The organism is Rhizobium sp. 007 (assembly GCF_015353075.1).
Lineage (GTDB): Bacteria > Pseudomonadota > Alphaproteobacteria > Rhizobiales > Rhizobiaceae > Rhizobium.
Genome location: NZ_CP064188.1, coordinates 107,442 through 124,204, shown reverse-complemented (window position 1 = coordinate 124,204; position 16,763 = coordinate 107,442). Strand labels below are relative to the sequence as shown.

13 protein-coding genes and 6 pseudogenes are annotated in these 16,763 nt (G+C 60.8%); 3 read left to right on the top strand and 16 right to left on the bottom strand.

Translation table 11 applies throughout. From position 1 onward, the window contains the following. Window positions 1-190 precede the first annotated feature (190 nt). Window positions 191-1,141 carry a GlxA family transcriptional regulator gene (locus ISN39_RS21565; protein WP_194730368.1) on the top strand — a complete coding sequence of 317 codons (951 nt, stop codon included), beginning with the start codon at window positions 191-193 and terminating at the stop codon, window positions 1,139-1,141. A gap of 617 nt (window positions 1,142-1,758) precedes the next feature. Here the strand turns inward: ISN39_RS21565 and ISN39_RS21560 are convergent. The 3 genes from ISN39_RS21560 to ISN39_RS21555 are packed head-to-tail and all read right to left on the bottom strand — an operon-like array spanning window position 1,759 to window position 3,562. Beyond that, window positions 1,759-2,430, bottom strand: coding sequence for a recombinase family protein (locus tag ISN39_RS21560; protein WP_194730367.1), 672 nt, complete (start codon window positions 2,428-2,430; stop codon window positions 1,759-1,761). After that, on the bottom strand, window positions 2,427-2,549 hold the full coding sequence (locus tag ISN39_RS37670; protein WP_267903808.1) for a hypothetical protein: 123 nt from the start codon (window positions 2,547-2,549) through the stop codon (window positions 2,427-2,429). Before ISN39_RS37670 ends, ISN39_RS21560 begins: the two co-directional genes overlap by 4 nt. 2 nt (window positions 2,550-2,551) lie before the next feature. Beyond that, the gene (locus ISN39_RS21555; RefSeq protein ID WP_246763373.1) at window positions 2,552-3,562 is read right to left on the bottom strand and encodes a nitronate monooxygenase; all 1,011 of its coding nucleotides are present in this window, start codon (window positions 3,560-3,562) and stop codon (window positions 2,552-2,554) included. A 114-nt stretch (window positions 3,563-3,676) separates the two neighbouring features. Between ISN39_RS21555 and ISN39_RS37940 the strand changes: the two are divergent. Then, a pseudogene (locus ISN39_RS37940) lies at window positions 3,677-4,002 on the top strand (sulfite exporter TauE/SafE family protein); the annotation flags it as partial. A 238-nt stretch (window positions 4,003-4,240) separates the two neighbouring features. Here ISN39_RS37940 and ISN39_RS36535 read toward each other — a convergent pair. From ISN39_RS36535 to ISN39_RS21520, 7 genes and pseudogenes are all read right to left on the bottom strand, one after another. Next, window positions 4,241-4,908: pseudogene (locus ISN39_RS36535) on the bottom strand (pyridoxal-phosphate dependent enzyme). A gap of 141 nt (window positions 4,909-5,049) precedes the next feature. Continuing rightward, a pseudogene (locus ISN39_RS21540) lies at window positions 5,050-5,808 on the bottom strand (ATP-binding protein); the annotation flags it as partial. 153 nt (window positions 5,809-5,961) lie between these two features. Next, window positions 5,962-6,381: pseudogene (locus ISN39_RS36530) on the bottom strand (CHASE3 domain-containing protein); the annotation flags it as partial. A gap of 1,135 nt (window positions 6,382-7,516) precedes the next feature. Next, on the bottom strand, window positions 7,517-7,825 hold the full coding sequence (locus ISN39_RS21535; protein ID WP_281438332.1) for a tyrosine-type recombinase/integrase: 309 nt from the start codon (window positions 7,823-7,825) through the stop codon (window positions 7,517-7,519). A gap of 405 nt (window positions 7,826-8,230) precedes the next feature. Continuing rightward, window positions 8,231-8,545 carry a DUF736 domain-containing protein gene (locus tag ISN39_RS21530; protein ID WP_194730363.1) on the bottom strand — a complete coding sequence of 105 codons (315 nt, stop codon included), beginning with the start codon at window positions 8,543-8,545 and terminating at the stop codon, window positions 8,231-8,233. 841 nt (window positions 8,546-9,386) lie between these two features. Further along, window positions 9,387-10,310 carry a zincin-like metallopeptidase domain-containing protein gene (locus ISN39_RS21525; RefSeq protein ID WP_194730362.1) on the bottom strand — a complete coding sequence of 308 codons (924 nt, stop codon included), beginning with the start codon at window positions 10,308-10,310 and terminating at the stop codon, window positions 9,387-9,389. An 870-nt stretch (window positions 10,311-11,180) separates the two neighbouring features. After that, complete coding sequence (locus tag ISN39_RS21520; RefSeq protein WP_194730361.1) at window positions 11,181-11,447, bottom strand: DUF2277 domain-containing protein; 267 nt, start codon at window positions 11,445-11,447, stop codon at window positions 11,181-11,183. 205 nt (window positions 11,448-11,652) lie between these two features. Between ISN39_RS21520 and ISN39_RS21515 the strand changes: the two genes are divergently transcribed. Beyond that, a complete protein-coding gene (locus ISN39_RS21515; protein ID WP_194730360.1) occupies window positions 11,653-12,114 on the top strand; it encodes a ProQ/FINO family protein in 462 nt (153 codons plus the stop codon). Between the two features lie 269 nt (window positions 12,115-12,383). Here ISN39_RS21515 and ISN39_RS21510 read toward each other — a convergent pair whose 3' ends face one another. From ISN39_RS21510 to ISN39_RS21495, 6 genes and pseudogenes are all read right to left on the bottom strand, one after another. After that, window positions 12,384-12,590, bottom strand: coding sequence for a cold-shock protein (locus tag ISN39_RS21510; RefSeq protein ID WP_194730359.1), 207 nt, complete (start codon window positions 12,588-12,590; stop codon window positions 12,384-12,386). 606 nt (window positions 12,591-13,196) lie between these two features. Further along, window positions 13,197-15,020 carry a HAMP domain-containing methyl-accepting chemotaxis protein gene (locus tag ISN39_RS21505; RefSeq protein WP_194730358.1) on the bottom strand — a complete coding sequence of 608 codons (1,824 nt, stop codon included), beginning with the start codon at window positions 15,018-15,020 and terminating at the stop codon, window positions 13,197-13,199. A gap of 211 nt (window positions 15,021-15,231) precedes the next feature. Further along, window positions 15,232-15,382 (bottom strand): annotated as a pseudogene (locus ISN39_RS36525) (recombinase family protein); the annotation flags it as partial. 419 nt (window positions 15,383-15,801) lie between these two features. After that, a pseudogene (locus ISN39_RS36520) lies at window positions 15,802-15,983 on the bottom strand (hypothetical protein); the annotation flags it as partial. A gap of 41 nt (window positions 15,984-16,024) precedes the next feature. After that, window positions 16,025-16,306 carry a hypothetical protein gene (locus tag ISN39_RS21500; RefSeq protein ID WP_194730357.1) on the bottom strand — a complete coding sequence of 94 codons (282 nt, stop codon included), beginning with the start codon at window positions 16,304-16,306 and terminating at the stop codon, window positions 16,025-16,027. Between the two features lie 133 nt (window positions 16,307-16,439). Next, entirely contained in the window at window positions 16,440-16,742 is a 303-nt protein-coding gene (locus ISN39_RS21495; RefSeq protein WP_246763372.1) for a hypothetical protein, read from the bottom strand. Between the last annotated feature and the right edge of the window lie 21 nt (window positions 16,743-16,763).

Below are 16,763 nucleotides of genomic sequence, written 5' to 3'. Positions count from 1 at the left end.
ACGACGAGGCCGACGGCATCCGGTTTCCGAAGAAGCGCCGCGCCTTTCTCCGGGCGCGCCATGGACGATAACGTCATCGAAGATCCGCCGCTGGTGTCAATCGATCTGAGCAACGTCCGGTAGGACACAGGACTTTTTGCGATGGCGTAAATGTGATGTATACTGCAGTTACAGACAAGGGTGGTGCGTCATGCACAAAATCGGCTACGTCGTCTTTCCAGGATTCCAGCTCTTGGGTTTTGCAGCGGTAACTGCCTTCGAGATGGCCAATCTCCAGCTTGGAGAGCCGGCCTACCAGATCGAGCTGCTTTCGGAACCCGGCGGCGAGATCAAGTCGTCCGCTGGCTTTGGGGTCAACACGAAAGCCTTCGACGAGCACACCGCTTACGACACCGTGATCTTCGGAGCCGGTACGACGATTGAGCCGGTGACAGCCGGGCTGATCGCATTCGCGCGTCACTCCCTGCGAACCGCGCGACGGCTGGCCGCGCCCTGTACCGGCGCCTTTATCCTTGCGGAATCCGGATTGTTGGATGGGCGCCGGGCGACGACGCACTGGTTGTTCGCACGCCAACTCCGGGAGCGCTTCCCGGCCGTCAGGGTCGAGGAGGATCGCATCTTCATCGTCGACGGTACCGTGTGGACGTCGGCGGGGATGACAGCGGGCATCGACCTGGCCCTCGCCATGATCGAAAAGGACCACGGCCAGGACGTCGCTCGCTCGGTCGCACGCAAGCTGGTGGTCTACCACCGCAGGGCCGGCGGCCAATCGCAGTTTTCGGCGCTGCTCGAACTGGACCCGAAGTCGGACCGGATCCAGAAATCCGTAGAGTACGCCAAGGCCAACCTGCGCGGCGTTCTGTCGGTTGAGGAGCTCGCGGATGCGGCGGGCTTGAGCGCGCGTCAGTTCAGCCGAGCCTTCCGGTCAGAGACCGGTCAGTCGCCCGCCAAGGCCGTGGAGAACCTGCGCGTGGAGGCGGCACGGCTGATGATGGAACAAGGTCGCCACTCCATGGACGTGATCGCGGAGGAAACCGGCTTTGCCGATAGTGATCGCATGCGCCGGGCTTTTCTGCGGACGCTTGGACAGCCGCCCCAGACGATCCGGCGCAACGCCCGCGAAAACGCAATGGCTTCCTGAATGAGGAGAGCGTGAGAAGATCGCCACCGGAGATGGAACGATTTAGCCGCCCTACCGGTGTCGACGTGGAGGCCACGGACCGGTCCGAGGTCGAGAGCATGATGGCAACCGCATGACCCGCTTCGTGGATCGCGAAACGATAGCGCAGATTGATTGGTAAGGGAGGACGGTTGCTCCGGATCCCCTCCTCGATGTCATCGTAGCGGATAGCCCGCTTGCCGCGGAGGCCTTCTTGCGCGCAGACGATGAAAGATCGTTTCGGGTCAGAGAGTTTTCCGTGTTTGTCAGCGGCCGACTGGGCTATGAGGCGACAATCTGGGAACCAGACCTGGAGGGCCATCTCATCAAGAGGTTCAACGATCATTACGATCTGGTCAGGCAACCACTCGGCATGGGATGGGACTTTGTAAACGGATACGTGGAGAGACATCTCTGAGCGCGGCGGTGCCGCCGCCACTTTTTCGGAAACGGCACAGGCCCGATTGCTTCGGCTTGCTTTCGCACGGAGGGCAAACGCGCGACTGCTTACATTTGGTAATTTCTTGTCGCTATGGCGCGCTCCTAATGCCGGTTCTGCCGCAAACGATCGAATTGCGACCTATTCGACTTTGTATGGTCTAGGTTGCATTTTCGCCGACGCGCATGCCGCCTTCTGAGCGTTGATGCTCCGCCCAAACGCGTTTGACCTGGCTTTCACTGCATCCTACGAGTTTAGCAGTGCGAGCGATGCTGTTTCCGCCCGTTCGCAGGGCGACGATTCTTTCGTGTGTCGCCGTGTCCGCCTGTCGGCCAGCGTATTTGCCGTTGATCCTGGCTCGATCGATGCCCTGGCGCTGGCGCTCACGCCGATCCTCGAAATCGTCACGAGCGACCTGCAGGGCGAGTTTCAGCAACATCTCTTGCACCGACTCGAGGACGATCTTCGCGACCCCCTCAGCGTCGGCCGCGATATCGCTCAGATCGACAATACCGGGCACGGCAAGCCGTGCGCCCTTCGCGCGGATTGTGGCAACGAGCTTTTCGGCCTCTGGCAACGGCAGGCGGCTTATGCGGTCGATCTTCTCCGCAATGACAACCTCGCCCGGCTGGAGCTCAGAGATGAGGCGTAGCAGCTCCGGCCGATCGGCGCGAGCACCCGACGCCTTTTCGCGGTAGACGCCGGCGATGTAATATCCGGCCGCTTTGGCTTGGCCTACCATCGCCTCTTGGCGAGCCAGGTCCTGTTCTTCGGTGCTGACCCGCAAATAGATACGCGCGACGCGCAAACTGGGGATTTCTCGCCTATTCATGCCTTACCCGCGACGTGCTCGTCTTCGTATTCCAGCACGCGCGCTGCTTCGGGAATCAGGGCCAGCCGCTTCGAACTGTTGCGGAGCCGCTTCGTTTCGACGGCATTGAATCGGCTCACCGCTATTCCAGCGAACGCAGACGGGCGAGTGCGTGTCTGGCGTCATTGACCATGTCGCGCACGACATCCCCTGCGGGACGAACTTGCTTGATTTGACCGCAGACCTGTCCCGCGTACAGCGCCAGGGGTTCCATTTCGCCGGACATGCCGCGCAACGGTGAGTGAGTGCTGAAGCGGTAGACCGCGTCGTCGCCGTCGCGGGCGATGACTTCGAGCGGAAAATCATCGGGACCATGTCCGAGTAAGTCGTTCTCATATTGCTTGGTGACGCTGTTTTCGATCGTGCGGACCGGGGACTGCGGCGGCCAGCCTATCGCGAACACGTCGTTGTAAATCGCGTCCTCCGAGGCGGCGTCGATGACACGCTGTTTATGATAGTCGTGTGCGTAGCATTCGTCGGTCGCCAGAAAAACCGTTCCGCAATGAATGCCTTCAGCACCCAGCGCGAGGGCCGCGACCAAACTCGCCCCTGAACCGAACCCTCCGGACCCGACGACCGGCACACTCACCGCGGCGACCACCTGGGGAAGGAGAACCATCGACGTCACCTTGCCACGAACGTGACCACCCGCTTCGACACCCTGGCAAATGATTGCATCAGCCGCGGCGCGTTCGGCGGCGATCGCATCGGCGACGCTTCCAACCTGATAGAGAACCTTGCAACCTGCTGCGCGCGCTCGGGCGACCAAATCCGGCCTTACGTCCCAGAAGAACACGATTACCTTGACCCGTTCAGAGAAACAAACCTCCAACTCCTCCTCCAGGAGAACCGGATCGGTGACGGAGGGAACGAGATTGACGCCGAACGGTCGATCCGTTCTGCCCCTCACCGCCTCGATCTCGCTCCTGATCAACTCCGGCTTCTCTTTGACCATGCCGATGCAGCCGAACGCCCCGGCCGAGCTGACCGCCGCACAGAGTTCGGAGCGACCCGGCCCGCCCATTCCGGCTTGGATGATGGGATAATCGCAGCCTAGCACCTTGGTGAGACGCGTATGCACCGGTTGAGACATGCTGGGCATCCGGAAGCCCTCCGCTATGAGTTGGCCAAAGCAAGGAATTCGCAGTAAAGCTCCTCGCCGTGGTCAAAAGCAACAGGCCTCGCTCGCCGCACTACGTGGCCTTGGCTGCAATTCATTCTTGGAATTTATGGCGGCTACTTCGGCGGCGCGGTCGGTTTGATGATGATTGCGGCGTGGAGTCTATTGCAGGACATCGAGATCAAAGCCCTCAATCCGCCCCGGATGTTACAAACGGCATAGCTGTTGTGGTCTTCGTGATTTTTGGAGCTATCAGTTGGCGGAACTGTTTTCCCCTGATGGGTGGGGCAATTGTTGGCGGTTGGCTAGGTGCGCACCTCGGCAAGCTGTTACCCGCGTCAGTAGTGCGAGCCGGCACGTTGACACTTGCAGTTATCACGTCAGCCATATTTTTCGCCCGGGCCTATTTGTGACGCTACTGGCTTTCATGCCCGGCGAGGTGCTGGTCGCCGTAACCGTCACGGCCTTGACAGACTGCGGCCCGAACGCCCCGAGGCCCTTGCCGCCGAGGAAGCTGGCCAGCCCAAAGGTCAAAGCGCACGCACGAGTATAATGTTCGAGTTCACCACCAACCTTGTTCGGGCGGAGCAGCACAATCTCGGCAATGCCCTCTAAATGCTCCACACAGCGCGAACTTCACTGTCGGAAAACTTAAAGCAGGTTTCTCAACGTCTTGAGGCCAATGCGTGAACCACAAATGACAAGAACGATTGTCTTTTCTTTGAATCGAGCAGGATTGCGCTCCGCCGTGTCAAGCAAAGCGGCGATGGCCAGCCCCGCCGATCCCTCCAAGAGATGGTTCTCATTCTCAATGTAAAGCCGCATGGCGGCTTTTGTCTTTTCCTCGGAAAGCAGATGCCAATCGTCGACGAGCTGCGAGACCAGAGGCAGGGTCAGCGCATCCTCCTCCATGCCACCGGCGCATCCGTCAGCAATTGTTGGCTCAGCGCCGAAAACAACCACTTTGCCGGCTTGGACCGATGCGTACATCGCATGATCGGTTTGGGGAGAGCACGCGGAAACGCGGACCGACCAATTCCCTTCAGGTACCCCGCAATACCACTGAGCAGACCACCGCCTCCGACCGATAGAAACACTTCGTCGATGTGGCCGACTTGTTCAATCAACTCCTTGCCAATCGTCCCTTGTCCGCCGATAATTGCCGGGTCATTGTAGGGGGAAACGAATGTGAGCCCTTGCTCGTCCGCGAAAGCGCGGGCGTAGATCTCAGTTTGTCCGCTGTCATTCGAATAGAAGCGAACCTCTGCGCCCAGACCACGAACTGCGTCGACCTTAACAGTCGAGGCGTTTTCCGGCATGAAGATCAGACTTCTTGCTCCAAACGTATTTGCGGCATACGCAACAGCAGCACCATGGCAATAGGAGGGGTCAATTCCTCGATTCGCTTGACAACTGCTCCAGAGGGATCCGGATGCGCTGCGCTCCCCTGACACGCAACACTACATTACGGGCGCTTGGCCGGCTTGCTCGGCAGGTGGGGCGTCGGCCGTTTCTGGAGGCAGGGTGAACTGGAACACTGCCCCCCGCGGTTCGTTCGCAGATGCCCAGAACTGTCCGCCGTGCGCTTCGATGATCGAGCGGCAGATCGACAGCCCCATGCCCAGGCCACCGGGCTTGGTCGTGTAAAACGCCTCGAACAGGCGCTCCACTCTTTGCGGGTCGAGCCCCGGGCCGGAATCGCGTACGCTGACGCGCACGGCGCCCGAAGCATCCGCCTCGGTGCTGATCAGCAAGTCCCGTGCCCCGTCACCGAGGCTGGCCATTGCTTCGATGGCGTTGACGATCAGGTTCAAGATCACCTGTTGCAGTTGCACCCGATCGCCTTGGATGAGCGGCAGGCCCTCCGCCAGCCGCGTCTGTATCGAGACGCCGTGCTTGACCGCTTCGCCCTGGAGGAGCGCAAGGACTTCGCGGATCGCCTCGTTGATCGCCAAGGCATCCTTCTGCGGCGGCGCCTTGCCGATGAGGCCGCGGATCCGGCCGATGACGTCGCCGGCGCGGTTGGCGTCCTTGGCGATGCGAGCGAGCGCCTGCCGCACCTCCTCCAGCTCCGGCGGCTGGGCGCCGAGCCAGCGCAGCGCGGCTTGGGCATTGGTGAACGTCGCGGCGATCGGTTGTTTGACTTCATGGGCGATCGAGGCGGTGAGCTGGCCCATCGTAGCGACGCGGTTCGCGTGCGCCAGCTCCATCTGCATTTCGTGGAACCGCTGCCCGCTCTCCCGGGCCACGACCTCCGCCGCCCGGCGCGCCTCCGCCGCGGCAGCCATGGCCCAGAAGGCCAGCCCGACGAGCCCGAGGCCACCCACGCCGGCGAGCATTGCGGCGCGCAGTTCCTCCGCCCGGGCCGCGGCCGCCTCGGCGGCTATCGCACCGCTCAACGCGCCGGCCGTGGCACGGATTTCGTCCATGATGGCCCTGCCGCGGCCCGTTTCCGCCACCGCCAGCGCCCCTGCCGCGTCGCCTGAGCGGCGAAGGGCGATGGTCTCCGCCATATTCGCCAGCTTCGCGTCGGCGAGCGTCTGGAGGTGCACCAGGCTGGCCGACTGCCCCTCGGGCAGTTCCACGTCGGTGGTGGCCAACTCGTCCGGCAGACGGGCAAGCGCGGCCCGGTAGGGCTGGAGGTAGTCTTCGTTGCCGGTCAGGAGGTAACCACGTTGGCCCGTCTCGGCATCCTTGAGGGTGGAGAGCAGCACCTCCAGCCGCAGGGCCGCTCCCACGGCGTCCTGGGCCGCGGTGCCGGCTCGCAGGGTGGCCTGGGCGCCATAGGCCATCAGCAGAACGGCGGCGCCGAGCAGCCCGGCCGCGACCCAACCGGCGCGGCCAAGCTTAGCCACGCTGGACACCCAGCCCACCTCGGGGCGAAGGGCGAGCGCCCCGACCGCCAGCAGGCCAAGGGCGATCCCCGTGTGCAAGGGCGGGACATGCTTCATGAGTAGGGCGTTGAGCGGCTCCAGGCCCAGGGCATAGCCGAGCAGTGTAACCCCGGCCGTCATCAGCCCTGCCGTGGCCAGCATGGAGAAGGCGAGGCGCCCCACTCGCCCCCGCGCACGCAGCGCGAGCAGCATCGCCGCGGCTATCGTCAGGTGGCCCAGCGCCGTGAGCGGCGTCATGCGTCCGGGTGGGGTGAAACGGCGTGTCTGCGACGCGACAACGGACTCCGGGAACAGCAGACGGTCGGTGCCGAGATCGAGGCCCGTGACATATTGGATGAGCGGCGCGCCCGCAATCGCGACCAGCGCAAGTGTCAATACGGCCAAGGCCACCTGGGTCCCGCGCTCGGGAGAGGCGGCGAGCCAGAGTGTGAGGGCGCCGAGGACCAAGCCCACCGCGGTCCAGGGCTGCATGGCGCGGCCGATCCCGGCCGTCGTCAGCACGCTGAGGTCGAGCGCCCAGCCGAGCAGGACGGCAAGGCCGATCGCCCCGGCCGCCGCGGCCGCGGCGCGGGCGAGCTGCGCGGCCAGGGCGGGAGGAACGGGCACAAACTGGGCCGCGGGAGCTGCCTTGTCCATTCCCCCTCCTTCCCGGCTTTCTCCACTGCCGGTCGCAGACGCCGTCGTTCCGAACAAGACGGGATACGAGTGGCAGTGTAATCCTGCCTCGGATCGGGCACAATCCAGTTGCTATGTTACGTTCCGTATTGATCACGCCAGTGGAATGCTGGCGGAAAACGATCAGGTGGCCGCATCGGAAGTCCCGTCTGCATCCTCGTCAAGCAAGCCGTTTAAGAGCCGTGCCCGCAAGGAGAGTAACGAGTGTCTCTTCCTGGCACCATACGTCCGCTTTGAGCATCGGAATTGTCACCCGGAACGGCCGAAACGAAGGAACAACGCCGCTCGATTGCGGACTTCAGAATTGAGAGGTCGCTCGACACGGGGGGGCCCCGCATGGACGGGGGGCCGCCCGCTCTCATATCTCCGTATGCTCCGCTAATTCCAGCGCATCCTCAATATTCACTCCCAGATACCTGACCGTATTTTCGATCTTGGTGTGGCCCAACAGGATTTGGATCGCGCGAAGATTGCCTGTCGCCTTGTAGATCATTGCGGCCTTGGTGCGCCGAAGCGAATGCGTGCCGTAGTCTTCTCTCCGTAGCCCAATTGCAGTTACCCATTCGTCCACCAATCGAGCATACTGACGAGTACTCAGATGATCGGTGTGGTCGACTCGTAGGATCGTATTGTGCAATACCCATTTCAGTTCTCCTTCGGCCGACATTGGCCGGGAGGGGAACGCATGGGTGCAGTGATTGAAGGAGCCGCAAACGGATAAGTCAGCTTTCAAGTTGGACGGGCTTGAAAGCTGACCAGCGCGTTTGGTGTGGTAAAGTTAGCTTCGCGCCTCGGAGAGCCTTGCGTCCGAAACCAACCATTCAGCCACGATCAGCCCGTGAGGCGCGCACGAAACAACGTGGAGCCGTCCGTCAGGCGCGACCTAGAGATATCCCGCAATCCAGCCTCGGTCATCCACGCACGATACTTCCGCCATGGCACGCTTGAACGGACTGAGCAGACATTTCAGTTCCCCTGTGGCACCCGAAAAGCCGGAAGCGGGCTCGATGCCTGCTTTCGGCTTCACCATGCGGGGAAGGCCCGGCCTTTCGGCAGGGCCTTCGGTGCTGGATCAGGCTGATTCACGGTTCAGGCGAGACCAGACGAGGACATAGTCGCCGTCTGCTTCTGCCGGCCACAGTGCTGCGCTGATCGGAGCGTTGAAGCTCGGGTCGTCGAGCTTGAGCGAGATATAGGGCTCGCCACTGCCCGAGACCGCCTTCCAGCCGGCTCCGACTTCGGCGCCGTTGGATACGGCTCGGAAGTCCGGGGCGTCGCGCGAGACGCGCTCGATTGAGTGCAGGCGGACCTTCATGTTAACCGTCAGAGTGCGGACGTTGCCCTGGATGACGTTGCCGTTGGTGGTGAATTCGCCGATGACTGCCATGATCTGGTTCCTTTCGGTTGCTCGAGCCGCGCCCATCGCGGCCTCGATGTCGGTGGAAGGACCGGGGGCGATCGGCAACGCACCCTGCGGGGCCCCGTTGCGCCTGCGCATCGGGGTGGCAAGGGCTGGAACGCAGTGGAAGGCGGGCGGGCCTGGCTTTTTTGTTTCGCGATGCAAAGCCGAAGGTGGCGGAAAAAAGCCGGAGACGCCCGTTGCGGTCGGCTGATCGAGACTCTAGTCGTCCGTCGGTCACACCAGCCTCATCGAGGTCTGCGTCGGTGCGCGCATGTACAAGAGGAGGGGAGGGGAGCGGGCCGGCGCATCGTCGTTCAACAGCCTGCGCAGGCAACGTCATTCAGGGCGGCGTTTTCGGTACACCAGGGAGCGTGTCCGTCTTTTCGGTCGAGGCCTTTGCTGATGCTGCCGCTTGTTGTGGTCGTCCAGCGGCCAAGTCGTGGCCGGGATGAAAAAACCTCGCGGCGAAAGTTCGAGACCCTCTCGTCAATCGGCAATCTCAACCTCCTGCGATCCTGCCTTGAGGGCCCGGCCGCAATCTGCGGAAACCAGCTCATCTGATCATGGCGACGGGCAAAGCCGATACGGCTCCGGCCCACCGCAAGGCGAGGATATCCCCGCGTCATCATCGGGTGCGGTCGATCCGTCGGCGATGGGCAGCCAGGGCTGGACGTAGCGCCTGGCGGATGTGCATCCACAGGTTTCATGCAATTGCGTTTTTGCCGAGCTCAGGCCTCTGCAGGTCTTCGGCGTCGACGATCGTCGGAGCGCCGCCGCGCACTTTGCGCGCGGCAAGCATCGGTCGTCGGACGGAGTGGAAGGCGGCTTACACCGCCGCCCCTTCGTCTATCTGATCTGGTTGCAAGTGGTGCAGGTAGCTGACAGCGCGCTGCGCATGACCGGCCGCGACAAAAATTGCACGCTTGTCGCTGGCGAGAACCTTGCGCCAGGAGTCAAGATAGCTCGCATGATCGGGCCGCGGCTCGAGTTCGGGAACGATGCCGAGATCAGCGCAAAGGAAGCAACTGCCGAGCTCGGCGATCAGTTCCTCGCGGGCGCGTTCGCTTTGATCCCCGGCATAGCGGCTGAGATCGCGATCGAGTCGATGCGGTGCCGCCGTCCAGTGGGTCAGTTCGTGACTGAGGATCGCAACATAGGACGCAGCGTCGCGGAAGGCTTCGAAGGCCGGCATCTGGATGTAATCACGGGCTGGGGCATAGTATGCCGCCGATCCGCCGTGCCGGATCAGTGCGCCGGTGTTTGCAAAGAAGCGATCGGCATGTCCGATACGGACAATTGGATCCTGAACCGATGTGACCTGATGGAAGCCCGCATCCAGTCCGGCAATCTGATCGACATTGAAGACCGTGTACGGCTTGAGAAACGGGATATTGCGCTCGATGTCTTCGCCCATGTCGTTGGTTTCGGTAAGGATGAAGGAACTGGCGAAGACGATCAACGTGCCGGTCTCGCCCTTGCGGACCGCAGCTCCCAGTTCGCGGGCCTGGCGAAACGTCATCCAGGTCGGCGAGGTGAAGCCGCGGGCGATCGCCTCTGACCACAGAAGCAGGACGTTGATGCCCGAATAGGGTTGGCCGTTGTGGCGTAAAGGCCGGGTGATCCGGTCGTTCGCATGTGCTGAGCTCCAGGGCTTAATCCAGGGCCGCACCCCCTGTTCGAGCTCGGCGATGATCTTGTCGGTGATGCGGCTGTAGATGTCGGATCGTTGGTGAGTTTGTTGCCTGCTCATGTCGGAACCTCCGTTTTGAGGCCGCGACCATCGCGACCTGCTACGGCGGTCCGAATGCCGGGCTTTAAGCGCAGGCCAGCACCCGATAGGGCCGGAACGGAAGAGGAGGACGGCAAAGCCGTTGCGGGGCGGCGCGGGCCCGGCAGGACCTAAAGCCGGGGCAGGACGCGATGGTCGCAGCACCGCAAGGATTGTTCGACGGCTGGGCCAAACACCCTGCCAAATCCGATGGCTCGAAGAACGACCTCGCAAGATCGTGCCGGTAAGAACGTCGCGGTGACCTCGTCAGCGCTCGGTCGTGCCCATGACCATGCGGATGTCGATGATTCGGCGTCGTGTGATGCGGTGGATCTTTCCAGCCAACCCACGCCTTGGAGTCGATTCCACGCACCGACTTCAGCTCAAAGGCGCGGTTGGGCAGATCAAGCTGTCCAGTTTTGTGCAAAACCGTCGCAAAGCTGCCGCGCCGGCCGCGGCGATCAATGGATATTTTTATTGCACGACAGCCAGCAACCGGATTCAGTACGCAGGGCGATTTGCCCTAGGAAGGCCGCAGACGTTTGACATGCCGCTGTCCTTCGGTGATGCGAGGACGCCGATGATAGGACGCCGGGGCATCGTCCAGGTTAGCGATTCTGTATGCCTTGGCGATCGGTGCGGTGACGTGCCCCCGTCAAATTAGGCCATTTGGAACTGGAATTTTTCACCGACTGCGCCCGGCAAGCTGTCCGCGGGAGGCCCCGAGGGTGCCTCCTCACCTTTTAGGCGGAAGTCGACGTGTCATGCGGGCCGGACCGCTCTTGTGAGGCCTGCCTCTCCCCCACCCGGAAGGCCGAACCCAGCTCGCGGTGGCGCCGACCGTCGGCACAATCACGCGAACCGGGTCAGCGTTCTCGCGCGGGCTTTTGCGGCTTCTTCCTCACGGTTGCGCGGCTGTTGCGAAGTTTCGAGCGAATCGAGCAGTTCGCGGGCACATGCCGCGATCGAACCGACCGCGCGGTCGAACGCCGCTTCATTGCGTTTCGCCGGTTTGGTCGTTCCGCTCAGCTTTCGCACGAACTGCAGCGCAGCGTCATGAATTTCCTCGTCCGTCGCCGGCGGATCGAAATTGAACAGCGTTCTTATGTTTCGGCACATGGCTTGCTCCCCGTCTTCTTCATCTTCATCTTCATCTCCTTCCCACCTTAAGGGCGGGGCGGCCGCTTAAGGGGCGCCAGGGCTATTGCGAAATGCTCGTGTACGTTTAGATAAAGCGCCGCCAACGGAAATCTAGAAACAGACCTGCTGTCAACGTCTCTTCACAATCGATCCGTAGTGAAAGGAAGCGCAAGGTAAGGAGCTCATGGACAAACCCTGGACCGCCAGCCACGGACCGATCGCAGCAACAGAGTTCGATGTTCAAAAGGCAGGGGCAATCAGCGTACTGCTGATCCGTCCGATCGGCATTCTCCCCAATAAGCCAGGCGATCCGATCCGTCCCTTCGCGCTCGGCCTCTTCAACGATATCCGCGCGCTGGCAAAGCCTGATGTCAAAGCGACGGCATTGCGCCGAGCCGTTGGCTCCTTTGTCCACTCAAAACGGTACTATTTCGCGAGCGCCCAACCTTGCTCGATGCGCCATGACATCGATGGCAATCCCGTGGAACCACTTTCAACCGAAGACCGACTTGTTGCGCAGCGACGCTTTCTCAGCCTGAAACGAAGCAATGACGAGAATAGCGCCTCTAGTATCGAGCCGGCCGCTCCGCCAAGCAAGACTGAACAGATCCGCGCCGCCCTTCTCAGACGGGATCGGCGGACCTAACGAGCGCCATCCATCTCGGCTTGGTGGGCAGGTCTCCCACGATCCGTGCGTGAAGATCCTTCGATGAAGAGCGAGTGCGCACAGAGCGAGCCGACAAGAACTCCGTCCCCGGGGCGCCCCGCGTCAGGCGCTTAACAAGGTCGAAAATCGCGCCTGCGTTTGAGGTTGCCGCCCAAACGCGCGGTAACAGAGCTGCTTCGATATCCGAAACGTCTGCAAGCGGAAAAGGCCGGGCGAGCCCGGCCTTCGTACTGTCGGATCAATCGGCGTCAGGCCTGCAGGTTGTCCGCCGACATCTTGCCGGACTTGCGATCCTTGACCAGCTCATAGGTAATCTTCTGGCCGTCGTTGAGGCCACGCATGCCGGCCCGCTCGACCGCGGAAATGTGTACGAAGACATCGCCGCTGCCGTCATCGGGCTGGATGAAGCCAAACCCTTTTGTTGCATTGAACCACTTCACGGTACCCGTCGCCATAGCGTCTTCCTTTGATCATTAATCCTGCCGCACCCTGGTGCGGCAATCGCAACTTGCGGCGACATAAATAGACGCTTCTGAATGCAAGGCAAAGGCAAAAATCCGGTTTGCGGCATCACACTGCCCATTCAGAGCGTTAATGTCTAATTGGCTGTCTGCCGCCGCGCTGCCTTCCTCGACGACAATGCTCAGGCAATTCCAGGCTGCAATCCGCGCGGGCCCCTGCTTTGCAAAGTTTTCGCCATATCAATCGAGCGAGCCAGTCTCATGAGCAAGCAATTCAGAAGTATCATGATGTCCTCGACACAATTCGAACGGCAATTTCAATGCCGCCCGCCAAGCAATGGAAAATTCAAGTGGCGTCTCGCGGGGGCCAAAATTCCCGACGCGCTAAAACATATCCGCAGCATTGCCCAGCACGTCTGCCGACCATGCGTCTGTGATATCGAAGATCCAACTGTCCGCCTCGATAAGAAACTACGACGCGCTTCCGACCAGGGAGTAGCCTTCCCCTCGCGCCGTTCGGATAGCCAACTTGAACGCGCGGCGGGCGAGAAACGGCATCAGAACCGGGTCTTAACGGGATGCGACGGTGGTTCATGGCAACTACGCGGTCTCGCGGAACGGATAGGCTTGTTGTCGCGTTGCACTCCCAACGTTGAACTGACCAATCAATTCGCGTAGCGTGGCGCTCTCGTTGGCCAGGGATGCGGAAGCGGCACTCGCTTCCTCGACCATAGCGGCATTCTGCTGGGTCGTTTGATCGAGGCTGTTAACTGCCGTGTTTATCTCCGCGAGACCCACTGACTGCTCGCGCGACGATACAGCAATCGCGTCGACGTGTCGGTTGATCACCACCACGAGTTCCCCAATCTGCTTCAGGGCACCGCCGGTTTTCGAGACGAGTTCCACACCTGTCGCCACCTCACCGCTCGACGTTTGAATAAGCGCCTTGATTTCTTTCGCCGCCTTGGCGGAACGCTGCGCCAGTTCGCGTACCTCCTGGGCCACGACCGCGAAACCCTTGCCAGCTTCGCCCGCGCGTGCAGCCTCAACACCTGCGTTCAACGCGAGCAGATTGGTCTGAAAGGCGATTTCGTCAATGACACCGATAATGTTCGATATCTCGTTGGAAGATTGCTCGATCCGGCTCATCGCGTCGACTGCCTGGGTGACAATCTGGCCCGACGTCGCTGCGCTGGCGTTGGCCTCGGCTGCAACCTTCCGAGCTTCCTCGGCGCGTCTCGAAGATGAGGCGACGTTTGCCGTGATTTCGTCCAGCGCGGCGGCCGTTTGCTCCAGGGCGGCCGCCTGCTGTTCGGTGCGTCTTGCGAGGTCATGCGCACTGTTGGCGATCTCGTTCGATCCGCTGTCGATGCCTCCTGTCGACCCGGCCACTTTGCTCAGAGTGCGACAGAGTTGGGCAACCGCGCTGTTGAAGTCGCTTCTTAGCGCCTCGAAATCAGGATCGAACGTCTCGCTGATCCGGATTGTGAGATCGCCGTCGGCCAGCATCTTCAAATTTGCAGCCAATCCATTCGTCGCCTTGGCCATCGCTGCCGCGCGCGCCCGGTCGATTTCCTCCCGCCGCTGGCGCTCACTTTCTGAAAGGGCTCGGTTTGCCTCGATTTCCTGGTCAGCTTTGATCTTATCGAGTGCCGTCTGCCTGAAAACTTCGACTGCTCCGGCCATCGAGCCGATTTCGTCCGTTCGGCTCGCATAAGGAATGGCCGAGGCCGTATCGCCTGCTGCAAGCCCCGTCATCGAACTCGTAATCGCCTTGATTGGACGGGAGATTTGCACGGCAACGTAGGCAATGGCTCCGGCGACGAGCGCCAGGACAAGGGCGATGAGCGCCCAGGTGCTCCAAAGGATCGTCGCATAGGTCAGCCTGCTGCTCTCATATGAGGCATCCGAACCCCTCACGTTGATGTCGAGCAGCTGGCTCGCATCCTTTTCGGCTTCCTGGACAATGGGCTCCATATCCTTGTAGAAAATGCTCTTGGCTGCGTCGTTATCGTTCTTTCGGGATTTCTCGAGCATCGGCGCGGCCGCACTGGCATAGTCGGCGGCGCGTTTTCCGATCTGCTCCAGCAATTCCTTCTCGCGAGGCGACGATATCAGTGCACTATAGGCTTCGATCGCTTTTGCCAGTTCCTCCCTCTGCTCGGTAACGTGCTTTTCCGCGGCTGCGATCGCCTCATCGCTGATGGACATAATATGATTGGCATACGCAAACTTCATTTCCTGGAGTTTGAGTTGCATATTCCGGACTACGGAAACGCTCGGCAGCCAGTTCTTGGCGATGGCAGTGGTGTCTTCATTTACCGCTCGCACGCTACTCAGCGAGAATAAGGCGAAGGCGAGAAAAATGGACGCAAACGTCAGATTGATGACGCTCAGGGAAGTTCGGACGGTAGGCCTGCGCATTTATTCTCACTCCTTTAGAACGATGACAGGCCAGGTCACCAGACTTGGCTTTTGGTAAGCATTTTATGAATTTTAGTCTTGTCTGTTTAACTAAACGTCAAACTCGCATTTGGTGTGCTAGCCCTTTGGCGCTCGCCAAATAGCAGTTTCAATGCGCGCGTCGGCCCAGCAACCGAAGGCAAACTCGACCGGCGAAAAATTGGACGGATTATGCCAGCTCGAGCTGGGCAACGGCCTCGCCGAGCACTTGCAGCGAAAACATCCCAGGGACCGAGAATGCGCACCCTTTTCCGTAAGTTGCTCATCGCGTCGAGCAGATGGCTGACCGAGCGCGCCAAACGGTCGAGCCGGACCACGACGAGGGCCGTTATGGTCGCAAGAGCCGCAATACACACTCAGATGCGTCGTACTCCATGGCTGTACCGAGGGCCGCACGCCATCGTCGAGCGCGGCTACGATTTTGTCGGTAACGACTGCGTATGTCCACGCGCTGCGGTGTTCTTTATTGCCTTCTCCATCCTCTTGCCCATTCCTGCGAACCGCGCCCGTCGCGGTTCGTCATGGCAGTCGAGGAAGCGGAGGTCGGATGCGGCGCACCTGCTGGCATGCTGGTTGATAATTCGACCGTAGCGGGCAAGCCGAAACGGTAGTGCGGGACGACGTTCCACTGCGCGTCCATCTCGAACCGTGATGGGCAAGGCCCCACCAACGACACGAAAGACGGCCGGTGCGCTGCGCCACCAGCCTTATTTCCAAGAAGAAGGGGCTTTTGCCCTTCCGGTCAGTCAAAGGCGGACATCTGTAGCGAAGCCGCCTTCTGATCGATCGACCGAGCGGAAGGTGCCTGGCCCCCGCGCGCTCATATGGCTTCCAGGTCTCGCCGGTGATCTCTTCATAGGCGCTGAGAGCGCCTTCAGCGGCCATGCGCAGAACGTGTGCCTGCAGGGGCGCGCCCAAACAAGCGGTAAGGTGTCGCGACAAGCAGTATGCTGGGATCGTCGCCATCATTCCGTTACGACCGCAATGCGCTCCTTGCGTTCTACGAGCCGCCAATCCGCACGTTCGTCCGGGAAATTCATGATTTCGAGAAGCAGCGACGTGTCGATTGGGTTCAGCCAAATCTTGTAGATCGTCGTCGGGATCTTGATTTTCACTCTATCCCTCACCCGCAGTTCGCGCAGATGCGCCAGGGCAGCTTTGTGCGCATCCTCTTCGGTCGCTTCATATCCGAGGAGTTCGTCGCTTCCGGCAATCAGCTCGAACGCATAAACTGGATCGATTTTCATAATGTGCTCGCCTCCCGTGACGATTTGAGTGATGAAGATGGCAGGACCACAAAAGTTGGCAGACTAAAAAAGATGCAGTTTCGTTAGGTCAATATCGGCAGGAAGCACGGTGATTGCAGTGTCGTCGTCTTTCTTAGACTTCGAGTTCATGCAGCTTGCCTTCGACAACGTGAATGAGCAGATGGACAGCTGGTCCGCCGTCTTCGTTGGGTCCATCAAAATAATGCGCTTCGGTTGGAACGCGGGTTTCAACCGGTGCAGCGGGACCAACGATGCGAAACTGCAAACTGCCCTGACGATCAATCGGACTGTCACGGGCCGAAAGCAATTGCATCCGCAGCTCATGGCGTCCGGGAAAATCCCGGGACAGAAGCTTTTCGGTGATCAATACTTCCCTTTTGGAGAGTGCACGCCAGCTTTCGGTATTGGTCGACATGCCACTGGTTCCCATTCTTCG

What these genes read in the sequence shown, in the direction of transcription:
- ISN39_RS21565 (WP_194730368.1), top strand. Translation starts at nt 191, where the DNA reads ATGCACAAAATCGGCTACGTCGTCTTTCCAGGATTCCAGCTCTTGGGT.
- ISN39_RS21560 (WP_194730367.1), bottom strand. Translation starts at nt 2,430, where the DNA reads ATGAATAGGCGAGAAATCCCCAGTTTGCGCGTCGCGCGTATCTATTTG.
- ISN39_RS21555 (WP_246763373.1), bottom strand. Translation starts at nt 3,562, where the DNA reads ATGTCTCAACCGGTGCATACGCGTCTCACCAAGGTGCTAGGCTGCGAT.
- ISN39_RS21535 (WP_281438332.1), bottom strand. Translation starts at nt 7,825, where the DNA reads ATGTCGGCCGAAGGAGAACTGAAATGGGTATTGCACAATACGATCCTA.
- ISN39_RS21530 (WP_194730363.1), bottom strand. Translation starts at nt 8,545, where the DNA reads ATGGCAGTCATCGGCGAATTCACCACCAACGGCAACGTCATCCAGGGC.
- ISN39_RS21525 (WP_194730362.1), bottom strand. Translation starts at nt 10,310, where the DNA reads ATGAGCAGGCAACAAACTCACCAACGATCCGACATCTACAGCCGCATC.
- ISN39_RS21520 (WP_194730361.1), bottom strand. Translation starts at nt 11,447, where the DNA reads ATGTGCCGAAACATAAGAACGCTGTTCAATTTCGATCCGCCGGCGACG.
- ISN39_RS21515 (WP_194730360.1), top strand. Translation starts at nt 11,653, where the DNA reads ATGGACAAACCCTGGACCGCCAGCCACGGACCGATCGCAGCAACAGAG.
- ISN39_RS21510 (WP_194730359.1), bottom strand. Translation starts at nt 12,590, where the DNA reads ATGGCGACGGGTACCGTGAAGTGGTTCAATGCAACAAAAGGGTTTGGC.
- ISN39_RS21505 (WP_194730358.1), bottom strand. Translation starts at nt 15,020, where the DNA reads ATGCGCAGGCCTACCGTCCGAACTTCCCTGAGCGTCATCAATCTGACG.
- ISN39_RS21500 (WP_194730357.1), bottom strand. Translation starts at nt 16,306, where the DNA reads ATGAAAATCGATCCAGTTTATGCGTTCGAGCTGATTGCCGGAAGCGAC.
- ISN39_RS21495 (WP_246763372.1), bottom strand. Translation starts at nt 16,742, where the DNA reads ATGTCGACCAATACCGAAAGCTGGCGTGCACTCTCCAAAAGGGAAGTA.